The organism is Bradyrhizobium sp. WSM2254, assembly GCF_000472645.1.
Lineage (GTDB): Bacteria > Pseudomonadota > Alphaproteobacteria > Rhizobiales > Xanthobacteraceae > Bradyrhizobium > Bradyrhizobium niftali.
This window is the reverse complement of sequence record NZ_AXAB01000047.1, coordinates 13,285-38,362: the sequence shown is the minus strand read 5'-3', so window position 1 is coordinate 38,362 and position 25,078 is coordinate 13,285. Positions and strand designations below refer to the sequence as shown.

General features: G+C 66.5%; 23 protein-coding genes. 14 read left to right on the top strand and 9 right to left on the bottom strand.

The window, feature by feature from the left end; genetic code table 11:
* Nucleotides 1-220: 220 nt before the first annotated feature.
* From A3M7_RS0130040 to A3M7_RS0130010, 7 genes are all read right to left on the bottom strand, one after another.
* Nucleotides 221-1,819: an MBL fold metallo-hydrolase gene (locus tag A3M7_RS0130040; protein WP_027547251.1), complete on the bottom strand. Its 1,599-nt coding sequence runs from the start codon at nucleotides 1,817-1,819 to the stop codon at nucleotides 221-223.
* A complete protein-coding gene (locus tag A3M7_RS0130035; protein ID WP_027547250.1) occupies nucleotides 1,816-2,736 on the bottom strand; it encodes a ribose-phosphate pyrophosphokinase in 921 nt (306 codons plus the stop codon). The genes A3M7_RS0130040 and A3M7_RS0130035 overlap by 4 nt, the downstream gene beginning before the upstream one ends.
* Nucleotides 2,733-4,274, bottom strand: coding sequence for a thymidine phosphorylase family protein (locus A3M7_RS0130030; RefSeq protein WP_027547249.1), 1,542 nt, complete (start codon nucleotides 4,272-4,274; stop codon nucleotides 2,733-2,735). The genes A3M7_RS0130035 and A3M7_RS0130030 overlap by 4 nt, the downstream gene beginning before the upstream one ends.
* 153 nt (nucleotides 4,275-4,427) lie before the next feature.
* The gene (locus tag A3M7_RS0130025) at nucleotides 4,428-4,592 is read right to left on the bottom strand and encodes a Flp family type IVb pilin (RefSeq protein WP_027547248.1); all 165 of its coding nucleotides are present in this window, start codon (nucleotides 4,590-4,592) and stop codon (nucleotides 4,428-4,430) included.
* 192 nt (nucleotides 4,593-4,784) lie between these two features.
* Nucleotides 4,785-4,967, bottom strand: coding sequence for a hypothetical protein (locus A3M7_RS0130020; RefSeq protein WP_027547247.1), 183 nt, complete (start codon nucleotides 4,965-4,967; stop codon nucleotides 4,785-4,787).
* A 194-nt stretch (nucleotides 4,968-5,161) separates the two neighbouring features.
* Entirely contained in the window at nucleotides 5,162-5,398 is a 237-nt protein-coding gene (locus tag A3M7_RS0130015) for a hypothetical protein (protein WP_027547246.1), read from the bottom strand.
* 58 nt (nucleotides 5,399-5,456) lie between these two features.
* A complete protein-coding gene (locus tag A3M7_RS0130010) occupies nucleotides 5,457-6,452 on the bottom strand; it encodes a Ku protein (RefSeq protein ID WP_027547245.1) in 996 nt (331 codons plus the stop codon).
* Between the two features lie 241 nt (nucleotides 6,453-6,693).
* Between A3M7_RS0130010 and A3M7_RS49930 the strand changes: the two genes are divergently transcribed.
* The 14 genes from A3M7_RS49930 (at nucleotide 6,694) to A3M7_RS0129940 (ending at nucleotide 24,071) form a co-directional block, all read left to right on the top strand.
* Nucleotides 6,694-6,849, top strand: a complete 156-nt coding sequence (locus A3M7_RS49930; protein ID WP_165448146.1) for a hypothetical protein — start codon at nucleotides 6,694-6,696, stop codon at nucleotides 6,847-6,849.
* Between the two features lie 229 nt (nucleotides 6,850-7,078).
* Nucleotides 7,079-7,753, top strand: a complete 675-nt coding sequence (locus A3M7_RS0130000) for a response regulator transcription factor (protein WP_011085905.1) — start codon at nucleotides 7,079-7,081, stop codon at nucleotides 7,751-7,753.
* 95 nt (nucleotides 7,754-7,848) lie between these two features.
* Complete coding sequence (locus A3M7_RS0129995; RefSeq protein WP_027547244.1) at nucleotides 7,849-9,225, top strand: sensor histidine kinase; 1,377 nt, start codon at nucleotides 7,849-7,851, stop codon at nucleotides 9,223-9,225.
* A gap of 163 nt (nucleotides 9,226-9,388) precedes the next feature.
* Nucleotides 9,389-10,792 carry a hypothetical protein gene (locus tag A3M7_RS0129990; protein WP_027547243.1) on the top strand — a complete coding sequence of 468 codons (1,404 nt, stop codon included), beginning with the start codon at nucleotides 9,389-9,391 and terminating at the stop codon, nucleotides 10,790-10,792.
* Nucleotides 10,793-10,891: 99 nt separating this feature from the next.
* A complete protein-coding gene (locus A3M7_RS0129985) occupies nucleotides 10,892-11,161 on the top strand; it encodes a hypothetical protein (protein WP_027547242.1) in 270 nt (89 codons plus the stop codon).
* A gap of 129 nt (nucleotides 11,162-11,290) precedes the next feature.
* Nucleotides 11,291-12,400, top strand: a complete 1,110-nt coding sequence (gene ccmI, locus A3M7_RS0129980; protein WP_027547241.1) for a c-type cytochrome biogenesis protein CcmI — start codon at nucleotides 11,291-11,293, stop codon at nucleotides 12,398-12,400.
* Nucleotides 12,401-12,437: 37 nt separating this feature from the next.
* Nucleotides 12,438-12,947, top strand: a complete 510-nt coding sequence (gene ccmE, locus A3M7_RS0129975; protein WP_027547240.1) for a cytochrome c maturation protein CcmE — start codon at nucleotides 12,438-12,440, stop codon at nucleotides 12,945-12,947.
* Nucleotides 12,944-14,926 carry a heme lyase CcmF/NrfE family subunit gene (locus tag A3M7_RS0129970; protein ID WP_027547239.1) on the top strand — a complete coding sequence of 661 codons (1,983 nt, stop codon included), beginning with the start codon at nucleotides 12,944-12,946 and terminating at the stop codon, nucleotides 14,924-14,926. Before ccmE ends, A3M7_RS0129970 begins: the two co-directional genes overlap by 4 nt.
* A 4-nt stretch (nucleotides 14,927-14,930) precedes the next feature.
* Entirely contained in the window at nucleotides 14,931-15,413 is a 483-nt protein-coding gene (locus A3M7_RS0129965) for a cytochrome c-type biogenesis protein (RefSeq protein ID WP_027547238.1), read from the top strand.
* A 128-nt stretch (nucleotides 15,414-15,541) separates the two neighbouring features.
* Nucleotides 15,542-16,885 carry a methyl-accepting chemotaxis protein gene (locus A3M7_RS0129960; protein ID WP_027547237.1) on the top strand — a complete coding sequence of 448 codons (1,344 nt, stop codon included), beginning with the start codon at nucleotides 15,542-15,544 and terminating at the stop codon, nucleotides 16,883-16,885.
* A 223-nt stretch (nucleotides 16,886-17,108) separates the two neighbouring features.
* A complete protein-coding gene (locus A3M7_RS0129955) occupies nucleotides 17,109-18,689 on the top strand; it encodes a Do family serine endopeptidase (protein ID WP_027547236.1) in 1,581 nt (526 codons plus the stop codon).
* Between the two features lie 273 nt (nucleotides 18,690-18,962).
* Nucleotides 18,963-19,643, top strand: coding sequence for a response regulator transcription factor (locus tag A3M7_RS0129950; RefSeq protein WP_035965648.1), 681 nt, complete (start codon nucleotides 18,963-18,965; stop codon nucleotides 19,641-19,643).
* Nucleotides 19,627-21,087, top strand: coding sequence for an ATP-binding protein (locus tag A3M7_RS0129945; RefSeq protein WP_027547235.1), 1,461 nt, complete (start codon nucleotides 19,627-19,629; stop codon nucleotides 21,085-21,087). The genes A3M7_RS0129950 and A3M7_RS0129945 overlap by 17 nt, the downstream gene beginning before the upstream one ends.
* On the top strand, nucleotides 21,084-24,071 hold the full coding sequence (locus A3M7_RS0129940; protein ID WP_027547234.1) for a bifunctional [glutamine synthetase] adenylyltransferase/[glutamine synthetase]-adenylyl-L-tyrosine phosphorylase: 2,988 nt from the start codon (nucleotides 21,084-21,086) through the stop codon (nucleotides 24,069-24,071). The genes A3M7_RS0129945 and A3M7_RS0129940 overlap by 4 nt, the downstream gene beginning before the upstream one ends.
* On the opposite strand, the gene A3M7_RS0129935 is transcribed toward A3M7_RS0129940, so the two are convergent.
* The gene (locus A3M7_RS0129935; protein WP_027547233.1) at nucleotides 24,028-24,261 is read right to left on the bottom strand and encodes a formate dehydrogenase subunit delta; all 234 of its coding nucleotides are present in this window, start codon (nucleotides 24,259-24,261) and stop codon (nucleotides 24,028-24,030) included. The genes A3M7_RS0129940 and A3M7_RS0129935 overlap by 44 nt on opposite strands.
* The gene (gene fdhD / locus A3M7_RS0129930) at nucleotides 24,251-25,078 is read right to left on the bottom strand and encodes a formate dehydrogenase accessory sulfurtransferase FdhD (RefSeq protein WP_027547232.1); all 828 of its coding nucleotides are present in this window, start codon (nucleotides 25,076-25,078) and stop codon (nucleotides 24,251-24,253) included. Before fdhD ends, A3M7_RS0129935 begins: the two co-directional genes overlap by 11 nt.

Genomic DNA, 25,078 nt, shown 5'->3' with positions numbered 1-25,078 from the left:
CTGCAAAGGTGCAATTGCACGACACAACGTGCATAGCGCGAACATCGTAAAGATCAAAACGTCACGCAGCAGCAGGGCACCGTTGCCGTATGCACAGCGCTAATGAAAAGGAAATTCTGTGATGTTCGTGTTGTTGCATTAACGGAGGCTCAATACCACCGCGCGCGCGACGATGCGGCCGTGGCAACCAGGGCCGTCCGTCGGGTGCGCCACTGCCGCACTACCGCCCATTCTCCTGCAATGCGCGCCGCAGCCTGCGGATGATGACGTCGCGGGCGCGGTCGTCGGCGGCGGCTGCGACCTTGTCGCTGATGTCGAGCATCAGCTCCGACATCTCGTTGTGCCAGTCGAGGCGCGTCACGGCCTCGGGCGCCAGCCGGCGGCGATGGTCGACGTCGAGCACGCGCGGCTCGGGCGCCTCGAGCTCGTAGATATCGTCGAGCACCGGCTGATAGATCTTCGCGGCCGGAAGGATGCGTTCGCCCAGCTGCTCGGCAAGACCGGCGATCGCATCCTGCTCGCCGTGGGTGAGGAACAGGCCGCGGGCGATCGGGCGGCGCGCCGCGATCCAGCCGGCGAGGCCGGCGGCGTCGGCATGTCCGGAATATTCGTCGATCATCCGGATGCGTGATGCGACCCTGATCTCCTCACCCTGGATCCGCACGGCGCTGGCGCCGTCCTGGAGAAAGCGGCCGAGCGTGCCGTGCGCCTGGAAGCCGGAGAGGAGCACGGTCGCGCGCTCGTTCCACAGCCAGCGCTTGAGGTGATGGCGGATGCGGCCCGCATCGCACATTCCGCTGGCGGCGATGATGATGTGAAAGCCGCTCAGGCGCATGATCGCCTTGCTCTCGGCAACCGTCTCGGTGAATTTGAGGTGCGGCGAGTTGAGGAGGCGGTCGACGTCGACGCCGGGATCGAGGCTGGCGGCATGCTGGCGGAAGACCTCGGTCGCATGGATCGCGAGCGGGGAATCCAGGAAGATCGGCGCCGCCGGAACTTCGCCGCGCTCCATCAGGTGGACGATGTCGACGATCAGCTCCTGGGTCCGCTCGACCGCGAAGGCGGGGATGAGCAGGGCGCCTTTGGCCGCGGCGGCATCGCGGATCTCGCTTGCGAGATGCTGCCGGCGTTGCTCGGGCGTGGTGGCGGCCCGCACGCGGTCGCCATAGGTGGACTCGCAGATGACGTAGTCGAGGTCCACCGGCGCCTCGGGATCGGGCTGGAGCAGTTTTGCTTCCGGCCCGACGTCGCCCGACAGCAGGACGCGCAACGGGCGTTCCCGGCCGTCTTGGTCGAATTCCAGCTCGATCGAGGCGGAGCCGAGCAGATGGCCGGCATTCCAGTAGCGCGCGCGAACGCCGGGGATCACGTCGGTCCAGTGCTCGTAGTCGACCGGGCGGAACGATTGCAGCGATGCCGTCGCGTCGGCCTGCGTGTAGATCGGCGTGACCTCCTTCCATCGCCGCGCCGCGTTGCGCCGGTTGAGCTGCGCGACCTCCGACTCCTGGATGCTGCCGGCGTCAGGCAGCATCCAGGAGCAGAGGTCGATGGTGCCGCGCGTCGCCAGGATCGGTCCGTCAAAACCCTCGCGCACGAGCTTCGGCAGCAATCCGCTGTGGTCGATATGGGCGTGCGTCAGCAGCACCGCCTGGATGTCGGCGGGGCGGAAGGGAAAGGCGCCGTAATTGAGTGCCTTGAGCGTCTTCTGTCCCTGGAACAGGCCGCAATCGATCAGGAAGCGCCCCTTTGCGGTCTGGAACAGGTAGCTCGAGCCGGTCACGGTGCGGGCGGCGCCGCAGAATCGAACAGTCACGCTCATGTCGTCGTCTCCGGCGGAAGTGTCGGGTTGAGCTCGCGCTTGAGGGCGGCGGCTAGAATTTCGTCGAGCGCGATCGCGTTGGTCGGATGTGGCACGCTGTCGCTCGATCGAATGGAGCGGATGCCTGCATCGGCGAATGCGGTGAGCATCGCGGGTGGAAACAGCGCATGCGTCACGACGGAATCGACGGCGCTTGCGCCCGCTGCCTTCAACGTCCTTGCCGCGACCGTCAGCGTCGTCCCGGAGGAGACGATGTCGTCGACCATCAGCGCCGGCCGACCCGCGAGCAGGGCGGCATCGGCAAAGTCGATCTCGACGGAGCGATCGCCGCGCCGTTGCTTTCGCGCGACCGTGTGCTGCAAGCCCAACCGCCCCGCGAGGTCTCTCACCCATGGCTCGGATTCGGCATCGGGGCCGATCACGACGGTTGCCGGATCGATGCCGGCCACCGCAAGCGCGTTCGCGATCGCCGGCATCGCGGACAGGTTCTCCGCCTCGATGCCGGGAAACACGGCGGCGATGTCGCGGGTGCGATGCAGGTGCGCATCCACGGTGATGACGCGGTCCACGATCGTCGCAACGAGGCCACCCATGGTGCGCTGGCTGATGGCCTCACCCGCATGAAACGCAATGTCCTGCCGCATGTAGCAGAGATAGGGCGCGACCAGCACCAGCCGCTTGGCGCCGCCGCGTCGCAGCGCCTCTGCGGCGAACAGCAGGGCGATCAGCTTGTCGTTGGGTTGGTCGAGCGCGGCATAGAGGATGGTGGTGTCGGCGGCCGGCGCGACCGTGACGCGCAGCTCGCCATCCGGGAAGCGGTGCAGGATGATCTCGTCGCAGGCAAGCCCAAGCCGCGCTGCGAGACGCTGCGCCGCTTCGGTGCCGAACGGCAGGCTCTGGAACGCGACCGTGCTCACGGCGCTGCCTTGCCCGGGAGGGCGTCCTGACCATTGACGGCGTAACCGTTCTCCGCAGCGGCGGCGGAGGCCACGAGATCATGCTCGGGCCGGTCGAAGGCGTAGACGCGGTAGAGCGGCTCGCCCTGCTCGACGCGGTCGCCGATCTTCTTGAACAGGCGGATGCCGGCGCCCTTGTCGAGCGGCGCGCCGGCGGAGCGGGCGAGCCGGTTCAGCCGCAGACAGTCGATCGCGGACACCGTGCCGTCATGCGCCGCCTTGACGTCGAAGCTGAGCGATCCCAGTTCGGTGCTGCATGTCGAGGGGCCCTGGGCGTCGATGATCTTCTGCATCTGCTTCAGCGCCGCGCCGCTATCGAGCAGTTCGCGCGCCCGCGCATAGCCGGCGCCACCGCGCAGCTTCGGATCGTATTCCAGCAGATGGGCGGCGAGCCGCAGCGACTTCTCGCGCAGGTCGCGCGGCGCATCCTTATCGTTGCCGAGCACCGCCATCACGTCGTTGGCCTCGAGCACCGGCCCGATGCCGTTGCCGATCGGCTGGCGGCCGTCGGTCGTGATCACTTCGACCGTGCGGCCGAACCGGTCGCCGACGAATTCGAACAGCTTTCGCAGCCGCATCGCCTCGACGGCGCCGGTGACCTTCGCGGTCGGCCCGACCGGAATGTCGATCAGCAGATGCGTCGAGCCCGCCGCGATCTTCTTGGACATGATGGAGGCGACCATCTGCTCGCGGGTATCGAGGCTCAGCGGGCGCTCGACCGAGATCAGGACGTCGTCGGCCGGCGACAGGTTCACGTGGCCGCCCCAGATCAGGCAGCCGCTGCAGGCCGAGACGATCGCCTTCATCTCCTCGACGCCGACATTCACCCGCGCCAGAACCTCCATGGTGTCGGCGGTGCCGGCGGGCGAGGTGATGGCGCGCGAGGAGGTCTTGGGGATCGGCAGGCCGTGCGCGGCGACGATCGGCACCACCACCATCGAGGTGCGATTGCCGGGAATGCCGCCGATGCAGTGCTTGTCGACGACGACAGCGTCCGGCCACACCAGCTGCGTGCCGGCCTGGGCCATCGCCCCGGTGAGGGCCAGGAGCTCGTCGCTGGTGATGAAGCTCGCCGAACCGATCAGGAAGGCGGCGATCTCCATGTCGGAGTAGCGATAATGCGCGAGGTCGTTGATGATCGCGCCGATCTCCGCCTGGCTCAGGGTTCGCCCGCGGATCTTCGCGCGCACCGCTTCAAGGCTCTCCGGTGGCGTGGCGGGCGTCACCGAGACCAGCGTGCCGACCGGTTCGGCGAAACGGCGGAATGCGGGCTCGGAGAGGCCGATCTCGTCCTGGGCCGCCAAGGTGTCGTCGTCCGTGATCAGCAGCGTCGCCAGCAGCACCTTGCCATTGAGTCGGAGCTCGACGCGGCTGAAGCCGCGAAAGATCTCCGCGCGCAGCGCCTTCGATTGCCTGGAGATGACCACGACGTTCTCGCGGCCGGTATCGAGGCGAACGCGACGGATCTTCAGTTGGGAGTGCGGGAGGTCTGGGTGCATGGACGGGCCGGCAGGGAGGAAGCTCGGCCTCCATGCTGAGCCATCGCGGTCCTGGTGCTGTTGACCCAGATCATGGTCTGCCACGCCGGCAGGCCTGCGCGCCGTCGCGGTCTCGCCGATGTCGGAAGGTTACCTCGGGCCGGGATATGCCGCCTACTTCGTGGCCGTTTCGATCGACTTGAACTTGTTGTTCAGAAGCGCGCTGCCCGTGTTGTTCACGACCGTGACGATCGCGAGCGCGATGCCGGCGGCAATCAGGCAATACTCGATAGCGGTAGCTGCACTTTCATCGGCAAGAAAGGACCTGAGCAATGCCATCGTCAACTCCCGTTCATCCGACCAACCTAGGCTGGCGCCGTTTTCGGAATGGTAAATTGATTCACTAACTTTTGCAGGGGGCGCGTTAAATTGCAGGCGGGGGCGGACCGCGACCTCAGGCCTTATATGCTGGCATTTATTGACTTAAGGTTTCGTCACCCAATTCGGGTGGATTTGACGGCGTCGTCGCTTTCAGGACTCGATCGCGCGCCCAGGTGCGGCCTTGCCGGGGCGTCTCAGCACCGCTGCGAGGCGCCCGACCAGATTGCGCATGACGCGCGGCTGTGACCGCGCCGCGCTGTCTGCGCGGCGCTTGTCCTCGCACGTGTCGTTCACGAGGCCGATGTAGTTCTTTCTGGCGTCCTGCTGCTGCACGGCGTGCAAACCCTGGTTCGATCGACGGCGCGACCTTGTGGCGCGCAACGGGAATCGACGGTTAATTTTGTCTACCGTAGGATTACTTGCTGCCTCGCTGGCGGGCGCCGAAAGCGATGGCACCGCTTAACGGATTGTTGAGGCTATGTCTCAGCAGGGCAAAGGCTGCAAGGCGACGCCGCGCCAGGGAGGGCCTACTTGCGACCGATGTCCGCGTTCAGCGCCCGCAACATCGCGATGCGGGCGAACATCATCCAGCCGCCGCCCGTCTCGGCCGCATGGATCAGGGTCTCGATCGCGGTCTGCCAGTGGCTCGCGTGCTGCGCGTCCTCGGGCAGCTGCATGATGTGATCGGCCGCCTGTTGCAGCGTCCGCAGCTTGCGCCCGTTGCGCAACGGGATCGGATCGTCGAACGCCGTCGACCAGGGCATGTCAGGCCAGCCGACCGGCGAGGGGAGACATCACGGCGCGATCGTAAGGTGCGTGCAGCTAGCCGGCCTTCTTCGCCCGCGCCGGCGCGCGCACCGGCTTGTCGGCCTTCTTCGCAGCTTCCTTGGGGGCCGGCTTCGCCGCAGCCTCCTTGCCGCCCTTGCCTGATATCGGCAGCAGCATCTCGCGCTGGCCTTCGGCGCGCTTCTTCGGCTTCTTGCCCTTGACGGCCTCCCTGACGGTCTCCTTGGCGACCTTCGCGGCCGGAGCTGCGTCCTTCTCGCTCGCGAGGCTCTTCTTCAGCGCGTCCATCAGGTTGATGACGTTGCCGCCCGTCTTCGGCGCCGCCTTGGCCGCGATCGGGGCGCCCGCGCGCTTCTTGTTGATGAGATCGATCAGCGCGGCCTCGTAATGGTCCTCGAACAGCTCGGGCTCGAACGCGCCGGACTTCTTCTCGACGATGTGCTTTGCAAGGTCGAGCATGTCCTTCGTCAGCTTCACGTCCTGGATGTCGTCGAAATATTCCTTCTCGCTGCGGACCTCGTAGGGGTAGCGCAGCAGCGTGCCCATCAGGCCGCTCTCGAGCGGCTCCAGCGCGATGATGTGCTCGCGGTTGGTCAGCACCACGCGGCCGATCGCGACCTTGTCCATGCTGCGGATGGTCTCGCGGATCACCGCAAAGGCGTCGTGGCCGACCTTGCCGTCCGGCACGAGATAATAGGGGCGGATCAGATAGCGGTTGTCGATGTCGGCCTTCGGCACGAACTCGTCGATCTCGATCGTGTGCGTGGAGTCGAGCGCGATCTCGTCGAGCTCGTCCTTGGTGACCTCGATATAGGTGTCGGTGTCGACCTTGTAGCCCTTGACGATGTCCTCGGAGGTCACCTCGTCACCCGTCTCGGCGTCGACCTTGAGGTACTTGATCCGGTGGCCGGTCTTGCGGTTGATCTGGTTGAAGGAAACCTTCTCAGTATCCGAAGTGGCCGGATACAGCGCGACCGGGCAGGTCACGAGCGACAAACGCAAAAAACCCTTCCAATTGGCGCGGGGGGCCATGGGCTACTCCAAACGCAACGGGGACCGACTTACGAGGATACCATCGGGGAACACCGAATCATACACGGCTCGGCGCGGAATCTTGCAACTGCGTTAACCGGCCGCCCCGCATGCGGTTGCTGCCTGGGCCCAGGGCAAAAGCCGGAACATCGCATCGGATCGGGCGTTGGCTCAGGACACAGGGCCGTGAGGAGGTTGCGGTCATCGGAGGCGAGACGCAGGGGCGGAGATTGAGGGCATCATGGCAACCACGCGAGACCAGCATCAGATCGTCGAAACTGCAACCGAGGCGCGCCAGGGCGAGCCCGGGCCGTCGGTGGCCGCGCTGCTCGCCATCTCGACCGGGCTCGCGATCCTGATTCTCGCCGTCATCTGGTTCGTATTCTTCCGGACCTGACGGCCGGATCCGAAGGTCCCGGGCCTTCCGACTCGCCGCGTAACGCGGCACATTGCGCCCGCCATGCCGCCGGCTCGTCCGGCTGCCTGGCGGGCGCAGTCGCGTCGGCGCGTGACAGGGCGTATATGACCAAAAAGTAACGCAGGCAGTTCCCCGCGTTCATATTCAGTTCACGCCGGAATTGTTCATCTGAGGCTGTCATTCATGCGGCCTATCTTTGGAGAGAAGCGTGCGCCTGCTCGTTGTTGAGGACGACCCCGATCTCAATCGCCAGCTTACCAAGGCGCTGACGGACGCCGGCTATGTCGTCGACCGCGCCTTCGACGGGGAGGAGGGGCACTATCTCGGCGACAACGAGCCGTACGATGCCGTCGTGCTCGACATCGGCCTGCCGAAGAAGGACGGCATCTCGGTGCTGGAGGCCTGGCGCCGCAACGGCCGCACCATGCCGGTGCTGATCCTGACCGCGCGCGACCGCTGGAGCGACAAGGTCCAGGGCTTCGATGCCGGCGCCGACGACTACGTCGCAAAGCCGTTCCATCTGGAGGAGGTGCTGGCGCGCATCCGTGCGCTGCTGCGCCGCTCCACCGGCCATGCCCAGAGCGAACTCAGCTGCGGCCCGGTCACGCTCGACACCAGGACCGGGCGGGTCAGCGTCTCCGGCAATCCCGTCAAGATGACCTCGCACGAATATCGGCTTCTGGCCTACCTGATGCATCATTCCGGGCGCGTCGTGTCCCGCACCGAGCTGGTCGAGCATCTCTACGACCAGGACTTCGACCGCGACTCCAACACCATCGAGGTCTTCGTCGGCCGCATCCGCAAGAAGCTCGACGTCGACATCATCCAGACCGTCCGCGGCCTCGGCTATCTCCTGACCCCGCCGCCCGCTCCGGGCGCTTGAGGCCTTCTCGGACTTGACGGGAGGCCGAACAGGGGGCCTTGGTCCGGTCATGACGTTCGACACCCTTCCATCCTGCGCCTCCCGGGATCGTTCCGATGGCCGCTAGCTCGCTTGCGACCCGCCTGTTCCTGTCGGCGACGGCATGGCTCGTGGTGATCCTGGCCATCACCGGCGTGGTGCTGTCGTCGGTCTACAAGAACGCGACCGAGCGTGCCTTCGACCGCCGGCTCAATCTCTACCTCCGCACGCTGATCGCGGAGGTCGCGACCCCGGACGAGCCGCCGGACCGCCAGTTCCAGTCGCTCGGCGAGCCCCTGTTCGAACTGCCGCTGTCCGGCTGGTATTGGCAGATCACGCGCACCGACACCGAAAAGCCGGAGGTGCGCTCCTCGCGCTCGCTCTGGGATAAGAAGCTGCCGAAGCTGGAGGAGCAGGGCGCAGACCTCACCGCCGCCGGCATCCGGCTCGGCTATGTCGACGGTCCCGAGGGGCAGAACCTGCGGATGGTGGAACGACCGGTCGATCTCGGCGCCGACGGCAAATATCTGGTCAGCGTCGCCGGCGACGACACCGAGATTTTCGACGAGACGCGCAGCTTCGACTATTATCTCGGCGGCACCTTCACCGCGCTCGGCGTCGTGCTGCTCCTGACCACGGTATTCCAGGTCCGCTTCGGCCTCGCGCCGCTCAAGCGCATCTCGGAATCGATCGCCGACATCCGCTCCGGGCGGGCGGAACGGCTCGAAGGCGAATTCCCGGTCGAGATCGCGCCGCTCGCGCGCGAGACCAACGCGCTGATCGACGCCAATCGCGAGATCGTCGAGCGCGCGCGCACCCATGTCGGCAATCTCGCCCATGCGATCAAGACGCCGCTTTCGGTCATCGTCAACGAGGCCGGCGTACACGCCGCCGATCCCTTCGCGGTCAAGGTGATGGAGCAGGCGGACGTGATGCGCGACCAGGTTGCCCATCACCTGGAGCGGGCGCGCATCGCCGCGCGCGTCTCGGTCGTCGCGACCGTGACCGAGGTGGCGCCCGCCATCGAGGCGCTGCGGCGGACGATGGAGAAGATCCACCGTGACCGCAGCATCATCGTCGAGGCCAAGGCCGATCCGTCGGCGAAATTCCGGGGCGAGCGGCAGGATCTGGAGGAGATGGTCGGCAATCTCGTCGACAATGCCTGCAAATGGGCCGCCTCCCGGGTCTTCATCGAGGTGCTGGTGGAAGCGCCGCACCAGGCAGGCGCGGGCCCGCGCCTGCGGATCATCGTCGATGACGATGGCCGTGGCCTGTCGGAGGCGGAGCGCACCCAGGTCTCCCGGCGTGGCCAGCGGCTCGACGAGTCCAAGCCCGGCTCGGGGCTCGGGCTTTCCATTGTGGTCGACCTTGCCGCGCTCTATGGCGGCAACCTCTCCCTCGGCGGCGCGCCGATTGGCGGCTTGCGGGCCGAGTTGGTCCTCCCCGGAATATAATCCTTTGTTGCAACGGGATTTTCTGGCTCCGGAACCACCGATCCGCAAGCAAACGGGAGGATTCGGGCCAACGTCCTCAACGGCTTCTTAAGGCGCAGCCTCCTATGATCGCGCCCCGGACGCATCCCATGTCCGCCACTTTACCGTGCATTATCCCGGGCGCATGAGCCAGACATCGATCGAGCGGCTGAGGGAATATCTCGCGCAGCTCCCGCCGCAGTCGCAGGCGCTGCTGATGCGGGAGTTCGAGCGCGCGCTCGAGCGTGGCCAGGACACGGCTGTGGCGACCCTCGTGCTCGAGCAGCTGCGCAAGATTGTCCGCAAGACGGAAGCCGACGAAACCCCGCCACCGCGCACGGACGACCTGTCGCGGCTCCTGTTCCAGGTGCTGGAACCGTTCCTCGTCGAGGCGGGCGCCCCGATCCGGGTCGGACAGATCCGCCGCTCCTCGCTGCATCCGATCTGGCAATGGCTCGGCCGTGACGGCGCGCCGGACAAGGTGAACGAATTCGAGGCGACGCTGGCGCGCATGCCGGCTGCCGACAGCGCGGGGCAGGTCGAAGCGCTCGCCCAGAAGCTCCAGACGGTGGCGGCGGACGCCATCGTCCAGCTGACCGGACCGGGCGGCGGCGACAAGTCGCGTGCGCTGGCCCGCGTCGGCCCGCCCAACGTGATCGAGGACCTCTATTCGGTCGGGGCGGTGCTCCAGGTCCGGGACGCCATCGCCACCCTGAACGAGAAGCTGCCGCGCTTCCTGCGCGCCTTCGGCGACTCCCAGATCGCCTCGGTGTCGTCAGCGCTCAACATCCCCGTCCTCCAGACGCCGCAGATGCTGCCCTTCGCGCTGTCGATCGTCGTGCAGCGCATGACCGCGCCGTGGCAGATCATCCGCCTCGCCATCAAGATTGCCGCATCGGACGACGAGATCCGCGTGGCGGCAACGCCCTATGGCGTCGCCGTCACGATCGCGCTGCACGATCTGTCCTGCGTGGCCGCGATCCTGCGCATGGACATCAAGCGCGGCCATTTCGACAACGTCGCCGACAATCTCAAGGCGCTGCATGACGGCGTGCGCGGCCTGCGCACCGAACTCGACCTGCGCAACGATTCCGCGTGGGGCAAGCAGCTGACCTCGATCCGGGCCGATATCTCCAATGCCCTGCAATCCGAGATCGACAGCGTTCCCGGCCGCGTTCGCCGCATCCTGCGCCAGCGCCCCGAGAAGGACATTCCGCCGGGCGCGCGGATCGACAGCACCGAGGTGGAGGAAACCGCGGCGCTGATCGATTTCGTCGCGACCTGCCGCAACTACGCCAGCGAGCTCGCGATCAACGAGGTGACACTGCGCACCTATTCCGACCTGCAGCAATATGTCGAGCGCTCGACCGAGCAACTGGTGCAGGCGCTGCGCGCCGCCGATCACAAGGTCCGCGCCTATCGGCAGCAGCAGGTGCAGGCCGCGATTCGCTTCTGCCAGGTGCTGTTCGGCGATGACTACGCGTCGCTGATGAGCCGCGCCGCGGAGAACGCACTCACGGGCGAGCGCAAATCGTCGCGCGCAAGCTGATCCAAGCGCATATTTTGCAACCACAATTTGTAGTTGACGCTACCGGTGACGAGCCCTACGGTCCCGGTGCAAGTCCGGGGAATTTCTATTTGTGGGCGCATGAAACCCGTTATCAGCTCCATCGAAATCGAGAACCGCGTCATTGTTGCCAAATATCAAAGACTGATGGTCGGCGCGAAGGTGGTGCTGGTCGAGAAGGTAAGCGGTCGGCAACTGTCTGAAACGGTCACGAGGGTTGCGTCTCCGGTTCCGGTCGGAGCATTGCGCATCAGATTGCCTGACGCCATCGAGCCGGGAACATACTTCCTGAAGGCCTTCAACGGTCACGGCGAGGACGCCGCTCGGAGCGCGGACTTCGAGATCGGCTAAGCCGTTGGATTTTCGCCGTTTCGGGGCTGTGGCCGGTCGCGCCAGATTGATAATTGTCAATTGCCGCATCGTCCGGCCGTGGTGTAAAGCGACCTATGGGCGCGGATAGCGCTGCCGGAAGCTTGCCAGATGACGTTATGGTTCGTGTTCGCGCTGATGACGGTCGCGGCGATTTTCGCCGTGCTCTGGCCGCTCGGCCGCAGCGCGCGCGCGCAAAATCAGGGCAGCGAGGTCGTCGTCTACAAGGACCAGTTGACCGAGATCGAGCGTGACCTTGCCTCGGGACTGATCGCTGCGCCTGAAGCCGAGGCTGCGCGTGTCGAGATCAGCCGCAGGCTGCTCGCTGCCGCCGGCAGCGAGACCGTGTCAGAGCCGACATCGAGCCTCAAATGGCGCCGCACGGCAGCCGTATTGGCGCTTGTCGGTCTGCCGCTTGTTGCGATCGGCGTCTACATGCCGCTCGGCTCACCCCGGCTTCAGGACTTTCCGCTGGCGCAGCGGGAGCGCGGGTCCGGTTCCGGCATGGCGCGATCGCTGGAGAACCTCGTCGTGCAGGTCGAGCAACATCTGGAAAAGAATCCGGCCGACGGACGCGGCTGGAACGTGCTCGCGCCGGTGCTGCAGCGGCTCGGCCGCTTCGACGATGCCGTGCGGGCCTATCGCAACTCGCTCACCTACAATGGTGAGAGCCCGGAGCGCAGATCCGATCTCGGCGAAGCAATCTCGGCCGCTGCGGGCGGCGTGGTGACCGCCGAGGCCAAGACCGAGTTCGAGCGCGCGCATGCCCTGGACGCGGACGATCCCAAGGCGAACTACTTCCTCGGTCTCGCCGCCGAGCAGGACGGCCGCAAGGACGAGGCCGCCACCATCTGGCGCGCGCTGCTGGCCAAGGCCCCGGCGGATGCGCCGTGGCGGCCCCTGGTGCAGTCCTCGCTGGCGCGGGTCGGCGGCGGCACGATGCCGGCACTGTCGGACGAGACCATTGCAGCCTCCAAGGACATGAGCGAGGGCGATCGCGGCGCCATGGTCCGCGGCATGGTCGAACGTCTGGCGACGCGCTTGAAGCAGAACGGCGACGATGTCGAGGGTTGGTTGCGCCTGGTGCGCGCCTATCTCGTGATGGGCGATCGCGACAAGGCGGTCGGCGCATCGAGCGATGCCCGTCAAGCGGTCGCCAAGGATGGCGAACGGCTCCGCCAGCTCAACGAAGGCCTCAAAACTCTCGGGCTCGACGGATGACGATGTCAGGACGAGACGAGCGGAGAACGGATACGCCATGACCCGCAAGCAGCGACGCATGACCATCATCGGCGGCTCGCTCGCCGTGCTCGCGCTCGCCGCCGCGCTGGTGCTCAACGCACTTCGCGACTCCATCGTGTTCTTCTCGACCCCGACCATGGTCGCCGAGAAGCACGTTCAGGCCGGCAAGAGGTTTCGTCTCGGCGGCCTGGTGCAGCCGGGCTCGCTCCAACGTGGCGACAATCTCGCAGTGAGCTTCGAGGTCGCCGACGGCAACGCCAAGCTGCCGGTCGCCTATAAGGGCATACTGCCCGACCTGTTCCGCGAAGGGCAGGGCGTTGTCGCCGAAGGCGCGCTCGATGCCAACGGCGTGTTCAGAGCCGATACCGTGCTCGCCAAGCACGACGAGACCTACATGCCCAAGGACGTCGCAGATGCCCTGAAGAAGCAGGGGCACTGGAAGGACGATTACGGCGGCAAGGCTTCTGATGGCGTCAAGCCTGCAGCCACGACAGCGCAGGGCAACCCGCAAGGAGCAGTGCGTTGATCGCGGAATCCGGGCATTATGCGCTGGTGCTGGCGCTCGGGCTGGCGCTGATCCAATCCATCGTGCCGCTGATCGGCGCGCGGCTGCGCGACGATGCGCTGATGAACGTGGCGCGCTCCACCGCGCTGGCGCAGCTGCTGTTCGTCGGCGCCTCGTTCGTGGCGCTGGTGATGCTGCATGTGAATTCGGATTTCTCCGTCGCCAACGTCTACGAGAATTCCCACTCCATGAAGCCGCTGCTCTACAAGATCACCGGCGTGTGGGGAAACCATGAAGGCTCGATGCTGCTGTGGGTGTCGATTCTGGCGCTGTTCGGCGGATTGGTCGCTGCGTTCGGCAACAATTTGCCGCTGTCGCTGCGAGCGCATGTGCTCGCCGTGCAGGCCTGGATCGCCAGCGCCTTCTATCTCTTCATCCTGGTGACCTCGAACCCGTTCCTGCGTATCGCCAGCCCGCCGATCGAGGGACGCGATCTCAATCCGGTGCTGCAGGACATCGGTCTCGCCGTGCATCCGCCGATGCTCTATCTCGGCTATGTCGGCTTCTCGATCTCGTTCTCCTTTGCCATCGCGGCGCTGATGGAGGGACGGATCGACGCCGCCTGGGCGCGCTGGGTGCGGCCGTGGACGCTGGTTGCCTGGATCTTCCTGACGCTCGGTATCGCGATGGGCTCCTACTGGGCCTATTACGAACTCGGCTGGGGCGGCTGGTGGTTCTGGGATCCGGTCGAGAACGCCTCGCTGATGCCGTGGCTTGCCGGCACCGCGCTGCTGCATTCGGCGCTGGTGATGGAGAAGCGCAACGCGCTGAAGGTCTGGACCATCCTGTTGTCGATCCTGACCTTCTCGCTGTCGCTGCTCGGCACCTTCCTGGTGCGGTCCGGCGTCATCACCTCCGTGCATGCCTTTGCCACCGATCCGACCCGCGGCGTGTTCATCCTGCTGATCCTCTGCCTGTTCATCGGCGGCAGCCTGTCGTTGTTCGCGGGCCGCGCGACGTCGTTGAAGCAGGGCGGCCTGTTCGCGCCGATCTCGCGCGAGGGCGCGCTGGTGCTGAACAATCTGCTGCTGACCGTCGCCTGCGCGGTCGTGCTGTTCGGCACGCTCTATCCGCTGGCGATGGAGATGCTCGCCGACTTCAAGATGTCGGTCGGCGCGCCGTTCTACAACCTCACCTTCGCACCGTTGTTTACGCTGCTGCTGCTCGCCGTGCCGTTCGGGCCGATGCTGGCGTGGAAGCGCGGCGATCTGCTCGGCGTCACCCAGCGCCTGCTCGCGGCTGGCGTTGCCGGGCTCGTCGTCGTTGCGATCGTCTGGGCCTGGACGCGTGGTGGCAGCGCGCTGGCGCCGCTCGCGATCGGGCTTGGCGTCTTCGTCATCGCCGGCGCCGTCACCGATCTGGTCGAGCGGACGGGCCTGGTTCGTCTGCCGCTCGCAACGGCGCTGCAGCGGGCGCGCGGCCTGCCACGTTCGGCCTGGGGCGCGGCTTTGGCGCATGCCGGCCTCGGCGTCGCGCTGATCGGGATCGTCTGCGAGACCACCTGGAACAGCGAATACATCGCGACGATGAAGCAGAGCGACGTCGCCCATGTCGCCGGCTATGACGTGAAGCTCGACGGATTGTTTCAGCGTCAGGGCCCGAACTACCGCGAGATGATCGCCGAGTTCAACGTCAGCCGCGACGGTGAGGCGCTGAGCGTCATGACGCCGTCCAAGCGCAGCTTCACCACCCGCGGCTCCTCCACCACGGAGGCAGCGCTGCTGACCCGTGGTGCGAGCCAGCTCTACATCTCGCTGGGCGATGCCAACGCCGAGGGCGCGATTGCCGTGCGCATCTATCACAAGCCGCTGGTGCTGCTGATCTGGTGGGGTCCGGTGCTGATGGCCTTCGGCGGCGTGCTGTCGCTGTCCGACCGCCGCTTGCGGGTCGGCGCGCCAAAACCGGCGCGGGCCAAGCAGCGCCTGCAGCCGGCGGAGTGATCCGATGCGCTGGATGATGGCCGCGTTCGTCGCGCTTGCGCTGCTGGCTTCGCCTGCGGTGCATGCCGTGCAGCCCGACGAGATCATGTCGGATCCGGCGAAAGAGGCGCGCGCGCGCGACCTGTCGCGCGAGCTGCGCTGCATGGTCTGCCAGAACCAGTCGATCGACGATTCCGATGCGCCGCTGGCGCGCGACCTGCGGCTCCTGGTGCGCGAGCGCATCGCGGCCGGCGACAGCAACTCGCAGGTGCTCGACTTCCTGGTCGCGCGATATGGCGAGTTCGTGCTGCTCAAGCCGCGCTTCGAGCGGCAGACCATGCTGCTGTGGTTGCTCGGGCCGTTGCTGCTGACGGGTGGCGGCCTTGCGCTGTGGCTGCAAATCCGGCGCCGCGCGCGGAGCGGTGCAGACCTACCTGCGCCGCCGCTCACGCCGGATGAAGAGGCGAGGCTCGCGGCATTGATGTCGGACGAGGCCAAATCGTCCTAGCTGCTTTCAAGTCGTCCCGGCTTACGTAATGATACGTAGGCCGTCTGGCGTTGCGTGTTTCATGCTCTGTTGACCTTTGTCTGGAAGCTTGTCGCGAAATTCGATTCCAGACGTTTGAGTCCTCAGCGATGTTCACGAACAGCAATCTGACGATCCGCTTCCTGGTCGGCGCCGTCGTCGCTGCATTATTGTTCCTGCTGGGAGTCGGCGGCGGCACCGGATTCGTCGCGGTGCTCTATCTCAACAACGAGATCACCAGCCTGTCGTCGGACTTTGCTGCGCTGAGCGGACCCGCGCGCGATCACGCGATGCAGATCTACCAGCAGGCGCAGGCCGCATTCTCCTATTTCCTGATCGCCTGCGGCGTGATCGCGGTCGTCGCCTGCGCGATCTGCCTCACGACCTGGTTTGCCGTGCGCAACGGCATCCTCAGTCCCTTGGCGGCGATCGTGCATGCCATGCGCGAGGTCGCCGACCAGAAGTTCGAAACGCCCGTGCCCGGGCTCGGCGGCACCAACGAGATCGGCCTGCTCGCCGGCGCGCTGGAGGTCTTCAAGACCAATGGGCTCGAACGGCGCCGCCTCACGGAGCGGCAATTGCATGAAGCGCAGCACCAGGCCGAGCGGTCGACATTCCTCGACGACCGGATCAAGCGCTTCAACGATCTCGTCGCCAGCGTCGTCGACAGCGTGGCCTCGTCGGCCGTGCATCTGAAGAGCAATGCCGAGACGCTGTCGCGGACGGCCAACGACACCAGCACCAAGGCGAGTGCGGTGGCGAGCGGAGCGAGCCAGGCCAGCGCCAGCGTCCAGACGGTCGCGGGCTCCGCCGAGGAGATGACGAATTCGATCGGCACGATCAGCCGCCGCGTCACCGATGCGACCCAGCGCGCCGAGGGCGCGGCGGCGCAAGCCGAGAAGAGCCGCGACACCATTCACACGCTGTCGGATGCCGCCGACAAGATCGGCGAGGTCGTGCAGCTCGTGCAGGCGATCGCATCGCAGACCAACCTGCTGGCGCTCAACGCCACCATCGAGGCGGCGCGTGCAGGGGACGCCGGCAAGGGGTTTGCCGTCGTCGCTTCCGAGGTGAAGAGCCTCGCGCACCAGACCAGCAAGGCGACCGAGGAGATCACCTCCCATGTCGCCAGCATCCAGGGCATCACCGCAGAGACGCGCGGGGCGATCGACGGCATCTCGAAGACGCTGTCGGAGATCTCATCGATCATGTCCGGCATCGAGGTCGACACCGCCCAGCAGCGCAACGCCACCCAGGATATCTCGCGCAGCGTCCAGGACGCCGCGCGCGGCACGCGCGAGGTGTCCAATCACATCGTCCAGATCACCTCCACCTCCGCCGAGACCGGTCGCATGGCGGCCGAGGCCCGGGATTCCGCCGTCGATCTGTCGCAGCAGGCCGAGACCCTGAAGCGTGAAGTCGACGAGTTCATCGTCAGCGTCAGGGCGAGCTAAGGTCGCCAAAAACCTCGCCCCGGGGCCGGTCACCGGAACTCGAATAAGTTCCTGTAAGACCACAACTTTCGGTCTGCGCTAAACTGCCGCATCGGCATCGCCCCTTCATTACGAAAGTTTAACCCAGCCGCCAGCGCGCGGTAAGGCGGGAGTCCCCATCTTCAGGTCCGCAAGGTGCTGGCATCCGGCACCAAATCGATTTCAAGGCCCTGGAGATCTCTGCATGACCGAACGTCCCGACCTCTCGAACCTCCCGTCCTACCGGCAGCCGCGCCGGTCGGTCTTTTCCGCGCACAAGATCGCGCTGATGGCCTCGGTCGTCGCCGGCCTCGGCGCCGCCGTCTACGGCTTCAGCCCGTCGGTGTCGCCGGCCGACCTGTTCTCCAGCCCGGCGCATGCGCAGGTCAACAACGAGGTCCGGAAGGTCGAGCGCCCGGTCGGTTTCGCCGACATCGTCGAGCGCGTGAAGCCGTCGGTGATCTCGGTGAAGGTCAACATCAAGGAGAAGACCGCGAGCAACGATGACGGCGATGATTCCTCCTCGCCGTTCCAGCCGGGCTCGCCGATGGAGCGCTTCTTCCGCCGCTTCGGCGGTCCGGACGGCATCCCCGGTCTGAAGGGCGGCGGCCGTGGCCGCGTCGTGCAGGGCCAGGGCTCCGGCTTCTTCATCTCGGCCGACGGCTTTGCCGTGACCAATAACCACGTGGTCGACGGCGCCGACAAGGTCGAGGTCACCACCGACGACGGCAAGACCTATACCGCCAAGGTGATCGGCACCGATCAGCGCACCGACCTTGCCCTGATCAAGGTCGAGGGCGGCTCGAACTTCCCGTTCGCCAAGCTTGCCGACGCCAAGCCGCGGATCGGCGACTGGGTGCTCGCGGTCGGCAATCCGTTCGGCCTCGGCGGCACCGTGACCGCCGGCATCGTCTCGGCCAGCGGCCGCGACATCGGCAACGGTCCCTATGACGATTTCATCCAGATCGACGCGCCCGTGAACAAGGGCAATTCCGGCGGTCCCGCCTTCGACACCAATGGCGAAGTGATGGGCGTCAACACCGCGATCTACTCGCCCTCCGGCGGCAGCGTCGGCATCGCGTTCTCGATCCCGGCCTCCACCGTGAAGACGGTCGTTGCCCAGCTCAAGGACAAGGGCTCGGTCAGCCGCGGCTGGATCGGTGTGCAGATCCAGCCGGTGACGTCCGACATCGCCGACAGCCTCGGCATGAAGAAGGCCGAAGGCGCGCTGGTGGCGGAGCCGCAGGCGAACGGTCCGGCCGCTAAGGCCGGCATTGAGTCCGGCGACGTGATCACCTCGGTCAACGGCGAATCCGTCAAGGATGCCCGCGAGCTCGCCCGCACCATTGGCGGCTTGGCCCCCGGCGCGACCGTGAAGCTCAACGTGCTGCACAAGGGCCAGGACAAGGTCGTGAACCTCACCCTGGGCCAGCTGCCGAACACGGTCGAGGCCAAGGCCGACACCGACAATGACAGCGGCAAGGGTGCGAGCAAGGGCACCGACGTGCCCAAGCTCGGCATGACGGTTGCGCCCGCCAATTCCGTGGCCGGCGCCGGCAAGGAAGGCGTCGTGGTCACCGAAGTCGATCCGAAGAGCGCCGCGGCCGAACGCGGCTTCAAGGAAGGCGACGTGATTCTCGAAGTCGGTGGCAAGAGCGTGAGCACCGCCGGCGATGTCCGCGACGCCATCAACACGGCGCGGTCCGACAGCAAGAACAGCGTCCTGATGCGTGTGAAGAGCGGCGGCCAGTCGCGCTTCGTCGCGATTCCCCTCGCCAAGGGGTAACCCTCAGGAGGCCTACGCAATGAAGGGTGTCGCCCGGCATCAGTCGCCCCAGCCGCCGGCGCCCTTCGGGGGAGCAGCGTAACATTCGCTTCCCCAGTCTACCTTCCGGTGGAATTACGCCCCCCTCCGTCGGAAGGCCTAGGGCGGTGAGGTCCCCCCAGCTTCACCGCCCGCCTTTTTCTCGACCCGAGACTCTCCCACTCGGCTTGCATGCGATTGCCGCTCGCGCCATGTTTAGAGAAGGTGACCTCCTTGACCGCCGCCGAACGCACGATGCGCCTCCTCATCATTGAAGACGACCGCGAATCCGCCGACTACCTCGTGAAGGCATTTCGCGAAGTCGGACACATTGCCGACCACGCCGCCGACGGCGAGGAAGGCCTCGCCATGGCCGAGAGCGGCGATTACGACGTGCTGGTGGTTGATCGCATGCTGCCCAAGCGCGACGGCCTGTCGCTGATCGGCGCGCTGCGCGACAAGGGCAACACCGCGCCGGTGCTGATTCTCTCCGCGCTCGGGCAGGTCGACGACCGCATCAAGGGCCTGCGCGCCGGCGGCGACGATTACCTGCCAAAGCCCTATTCCTTCGCCGAGCTCCTGGCGCGGGTCGAGGTGCTGTCGCGCCGCCGCGGCGGCCCGGCCGAGGACACGCTCTATCGTGTCGGCGATCTCGAGCTCGACCGGCTCTCCCATCGCGTCGCCCGCGGCAAGGACGAGTTGACGCTTCAGCCGCGCGAATTCCGTCTGCTCGAATACCTCATGAAGCATGCCGGCCAGGTGGTGACGCGCACCATGCTGCTGGAGAACGTCTGGGACTATCATTTCGATCCGCAGACCAACGTGATCGACGTGCACATTTCGCGGCTGCGCTCCAAGATCGACAAGGGATTCGAGCGGCCGCTGCTGCACACGATCCGCGGCGCCGGGTACATGATCCGTGACGGCATTCGGTAAACTCGTCCGCACCACGGCGTTCCGGCTGACGCTGGTCTATCTGCTGCTGTTCGCGATGTTCGCAGCCTCGCTGCTGGCCTATTTCGCCTGGAATACGCGCCGGCTGATCACCGAGGAAATCACGCAGACGGTGAACGCCGAGACCTCGGAGATCAACGAGATCTACGGCCGCCGCGGCTTGCGTGGCCTGGTCCTGGCGATCGAATCCCGGGCGTTGCGACCCGGCGCCAACCTCTATCTCGTGACCACGCCGACGGGGCAGGCGATCGCCGGCAATGTCGGCTCGCTCGCGCCCGGTGTGATGGCGACGCGCGGCTGGTCGGAAACCGCCTACCGGCGCATCGAGGACGCGGATGACCGCGACCATCGTGCGCTCGTACGCGTCACCGAACTGGAAAACGGCTTCCGGCTCCTGATCGGCCGCGACCTCGCCGAGCGGCGGCGGCTGTTCGGCATCGTCGCCAAGGCCGCGCAATGGTCGATCCTGATCGTGGTCGTGCTCGGGCTCGGCGGCGGCGTCTTCGTCGCGCGCAGGGTGCTGAGGCGCATCGACGCGATGAGCGGCACGGCGCATCGCATCATGACCGGCGATCTCAGCGAGCGCCTGCCGGTGGGGCGCAGCGGCGACGAGCTCGACCGCCTCGCCGAAAACCTCAATGCCATGCTGGAGCGCATCGAGGCGCTGATGGCGGGGCTGAAGGAGGTCTCCGACAATATCGCCCACGATCTCAAGACGCCGCTGACACGCTTGCGCAACCGCGCCGAGGAGGCGTTGGCGAAATCCGGCTGCGAGGCCGACTATCGCGCCGCGCTCGAGCGGACCATCGAGGAATCCGACGGGCTGATCCGCACTTTCAACGCGCTGCTGATGATCGCGCGCGCCGAGTCCGGCCAGGCGCGCGGCAACATGGACGATTTCGATGCCGCCGAAGTCGCAGGCGGCATCCACGAGCTCTACGAGCCCCTGGCTGAAGACGACGGCATGACCTTGAAGGTCAAATGCGAGCCGACGCCGGTTCACGCCAACCGCGAATTGATCAGCCAGGCGCTCGCCAATCTGGTCGAGAACGCGATCAAATACGGCAAGCCGGTCGCGCAGACCGGTGGAACCGTGGTCAGCATGGACTCGGGGCAGATCCTCATCGAGGCCAGGCGCGAGGGCGACCAGGTGCTGCTCAGCGTTACCGATCGCGGCCCCGGTATTCCCGAAGCCGATCGCAAACACGCCGTCGAACGATTCGTGCGGCTGGAGGCCAGCCGCACGCTGCCGGGCTCCGGCCTCGGCCTCAGCCTCGCCGCCGCGGTTGCCACATTGCATGGCGGAGAATTGCGGCTGGGCGATGCCCATCCCGGCCTCGTCGCCACGCTGGTGCTGCCGGCGCGTGTGGGCGCTGGCGACAGGGTTGCTCCTCCAATACCGGATGTGCCACAGAAGGTGGCATGAACCACTCCGCGCCGGGAAACGCGGACAAGCATGGTGAGAGCCTGGCCGCGCGCTTCGTGGAGGCTCCCCATATTGCCGCTTCCACAACCGACGAACGACGTTTCGAAGACTGGCTGGCCGCGCTCGAGCCGGCACAATCGGCTCGTCTCGAAGCGCTGCTGGTTCATCCCTTCGCCCGGAATATCCTCGCCGGCATCGCGGAATTCTCGCCCTATCTGTTCGATCTGGTGCGCGCCGATCCGCTGCGCCTTATCCGGCTGCTCGAATGCGATCCGGATCTTCATCTCGCCGCACTGATCGCGGAGGCGAGAGGCGCGGTGCTCGCGGCACCTGACGAGGCCGAGGTGATGCGGCTGCTTCGCCGCATGAAGGCGGAGGCGGCGCTTCTGACCGCGCTGTGCGACATCGGCGGAGTCTGGCCGGTGATGCGGGTGACGGCGGCGCTGACCGATGTCGCGGTCTCCTCCGTGCAGGCGGCGCTTCAGTACCTGCTGCGGCAGGAAGCCGCACGTGGGAAACTTTTCCCGCCCAATCCCGAGGCACCGGAAGAGGGCAGCGGCCTGATCGTGCTCGCGATGGGCAAGATGGGTGCAGGCGAGCTGAACTATTCCAGCGACATCGACCTCATCGTGTTCTTCGATCCTGACGCCACGACGCTGGCGCCGGATATCGAGCCGCAGCCATTCTTCGTCCGCGTGACGCAAGGCATGGCGCGCATTCTCCAGCAGCGCACCTATGACGGCTACGTCTTCCGCGTCGATCTGCGGCTGCGCCCCGATCCGTCCTCGACGCAGGTGGCGATCTCACGGGACGCCGCGCTGCATTACTACGAGCGGGAAGGGCGCACCTGGGAGCGCGCCGCGATGATCAAGGCGCGCGCCTGTGCCGGCGATGCCAGGGCAGGCGAGGCGCTGCTCGCCGAGATCGCCCCCTTCGTCTGGCGCAAGCATCTCGATTTCGCCGCGCTTGCCGACGTGCACGACATGAAGCGGCAGATGCAGACCTATCGCGGCCAGAGCGAGGTCGCGGTCGAAGGCCACAACGTCAAGGTCGGTCGCGGCGGCATCCGCGAGATCGAGTTTTTCGCGCAGACCCAGCAGCTGATCGCCGGCGGCCGCCATCCGGAATTGCGGGTGCGGCCGACGCTCGCCGCGCTCGATGTGCTTGCCGCCAGCAAATGGATCACCCTCGCGGCGCGTGACGAGCTCACCAGGGCGTACGAGTTCCTGCGCCGGGTCGAGCATCGCCTCCAGATGATCGCGGACGAGCAGACCCATGCGCTGCCCGACGACAAGGAGGCGGTCGGGCGCTTTGCGCGGTTCTTCGGCTATCCGGATCGCGAGGCCTTTGCCCGCGATCTGTTGCGGCAGCTCGAGATCGTCCAGGGGCACTACGAGAAGCTGTTCGAGGGCGACGATCCGACCGGCACGGCAAAGCTACCGGCGCTCGACTACAGTGCAGGTCCCGACGATCCGCGCCTGCTCCAGCACCTGACGACGCTCGGCTTCAAGAAGCCCGCCGCCGTGGCGCAGACCGTGCGCGACTGGATCACGGGCGACTATCGCGTGTTCCGCAATGGGGCGACACGAAGCGCCTTCATCGAATTCGTGCCGGCGCTGATCGACGGCCTCGCCCACGCCGAGGAGCCGGACCGCGCCGTCGTGGCGTTCGATCATTTCCTTGGGGCGCTCCAGCGTGGCGGCCGGCTGATCACGCTGCTTGGCCAGAACCGCGATCTCGTCGCGCTGGTGGCGCTGGTGCTGGGCGCGGCGCCGCGGCTCGGCGAGATGCTGGCGCGGCAGCCGCAGCTCATGGACGGGCTGATCGATCCGCGCTTCTTCGGCGCGATGCCGGACCGGCGGGAATTGTCGGGGCGGCTCGCCGCCACCGTGCAGGATGCCACCTCGTATGAGGAGTTCCTGGATCGCCTGCGCCTGTTCGGGCAGGAGAGCCTGTTCCTGATCGGCACGCGCATCCTCTCCGGCACGGTCTCGGCGCAGCAGGCGAGTACGGCCTTTGCCGACGTCGCCGAAGGAATCGTCCACACCGTGCATGGCCTCGTCGCCGATCGCTTTGCCGCCCAGCACGGCCGGATCGAGGGGCAGGAGACGGCGATCATCGCGATGGGCCGGCTCGGCAGCCGCGAGATGACCGCCTCGTCCGATCTCGACCTGATCCTGCTGTACGATTTCGACAGCGAGAATCCGGACTCGGATGGGCCGAAGTCGCTTCAAGGCGCGCATTATTTCGCCCGCTTCACCCAGCGCCTGATCAGCGCCTTCACGACGCGTACCAATTACGGCGTGCTGTATGAGATCGACATGCGGCTGCGCCCGTCAGGGCGCGCCGGCCCGGTGGCCTCGAGCCTTGCCTCCTTCGCGGATTACCAGGCCAACGAGGCCTGGACCTGGGAGCACATGGCGCTGACGCGTGCCCGCGTGGTGTCGGCTTCGCCTGAATTCGGCGACCGGATCGCGCGCGTCATCCGCGATGTCCTGACCCGCCGCCGCGACCCTGCCACGATCGCCAACGACGTCGCCGACATGCGGCGCGCGATCGGCCAGGAGAAGGGCGAGACCGATTATTGGGATCTCAAATACGCCGCCGGCGGCATGATCGACATCGACTTCATCGCGCAATATCTCCAGCTCGTGCATGCCCATCACAAGCCGGATATCCTCGACGTCAGCACGCTTCAGGTGCTGGACAATGCGGCCAGGCTCGGCGTGCTGCCGCAGTCGGAGGCCGAGATCCTGCGTGCCGCAGCGCGGCTCTATCACGACCTGACGCAGATCCTGCGGCTCTGCGTCAGCGACGGCTTCAAGCCGGAAACCGCCGGCACCGATCTCCAGCGCGTGATGGCGCGAGCCGGCGATGCGCCGGATTTCTCGTCGCTGGAGGCGCGTGTGAAGGAGACGCAGAGCGAGGTGCGGCGCGTGTTCAGGGCGCTGCTGGAAGGGACGTCGCCGGCTTCAGCGAGGTGATGGCCTCGCGGACATCAGGCTCAAGGCCCGCGCCGCCGGCGTCGAGATGGGCGAAGATCGCGCGTTTCATCCGGGGATCCCAGAATTTCTTGATGTGCTCGGCGATTCCCGGCACGGCCTTGTCGTGGCCCTGGCTGCGGAAGAACGTGCCGATCTGGTTGGCCATGTAGATCAGGCGGTCAGGCGACATCGGCAACCTCCGTGGCATGGCAGGCGACGATGCGGCCGCCATGCGTAAACACTTCGAACCCGTCTTGCCGGGCAATGGCGATCAGCGTGATGCCGGCGGCTTCCGCCGTGCGGACCGCGAGCGCGGTCGGCGCGGAGACCGCGACCATCAGCGGCGCGCCGATCGCGGCGGTCTTCTGCACCATCTCGACCGAGACGCGGCTCGTCAGCAGCACCATGCCGCCGCGCGCATCCGTCCGGCTGCGCGCCAGCGCACCTGCGAGCTTGTCCAGCGCGTTGTGGCGGCCGACATCCTCGCGCAGCGCGGCGATGTTGCCGGAAGGAGACCAGAACGCGGCGGCGTGAACGGCGCGAGTTTGCATGTTGATCGATTGGAGCGGCGCGATGGCCTGCATCGCCGTCATGATCTGCTCGGGCGTGAAGGTCTGCCCCTGCGGCACGACGGCCGCAGGCCGCACGGCTTCGGCAATGGACTCGATGCCGCAGATGCCGCAGCCGGTCGGGCCGGCGATATGACGCCGCCGTTCGCTGATGCGCGCGGCCTCGTCCGGCGCAAGCCACATGCGCAACTCGATGCCGTCGTCGAGGCGGACGATTTCGAGCGAGCGGATGTCGTCGACCGATCCGACGATGCCTTCGCTGAGGCTGAAGCCGACGGCGAAGTCTTCGAGGTTCTGCGGCGTCCCCATCATGACGCCATAGGTGCCGCCATTATAAGTCAGCGCCAGCGGCGTCTCCTCCGGGATCAGCCGCGTCCCTTCGGACGCCGCGCCGTCGCGCCAGATCTCGCGGTCGATAGCCTGAACCGGCACGTGCAT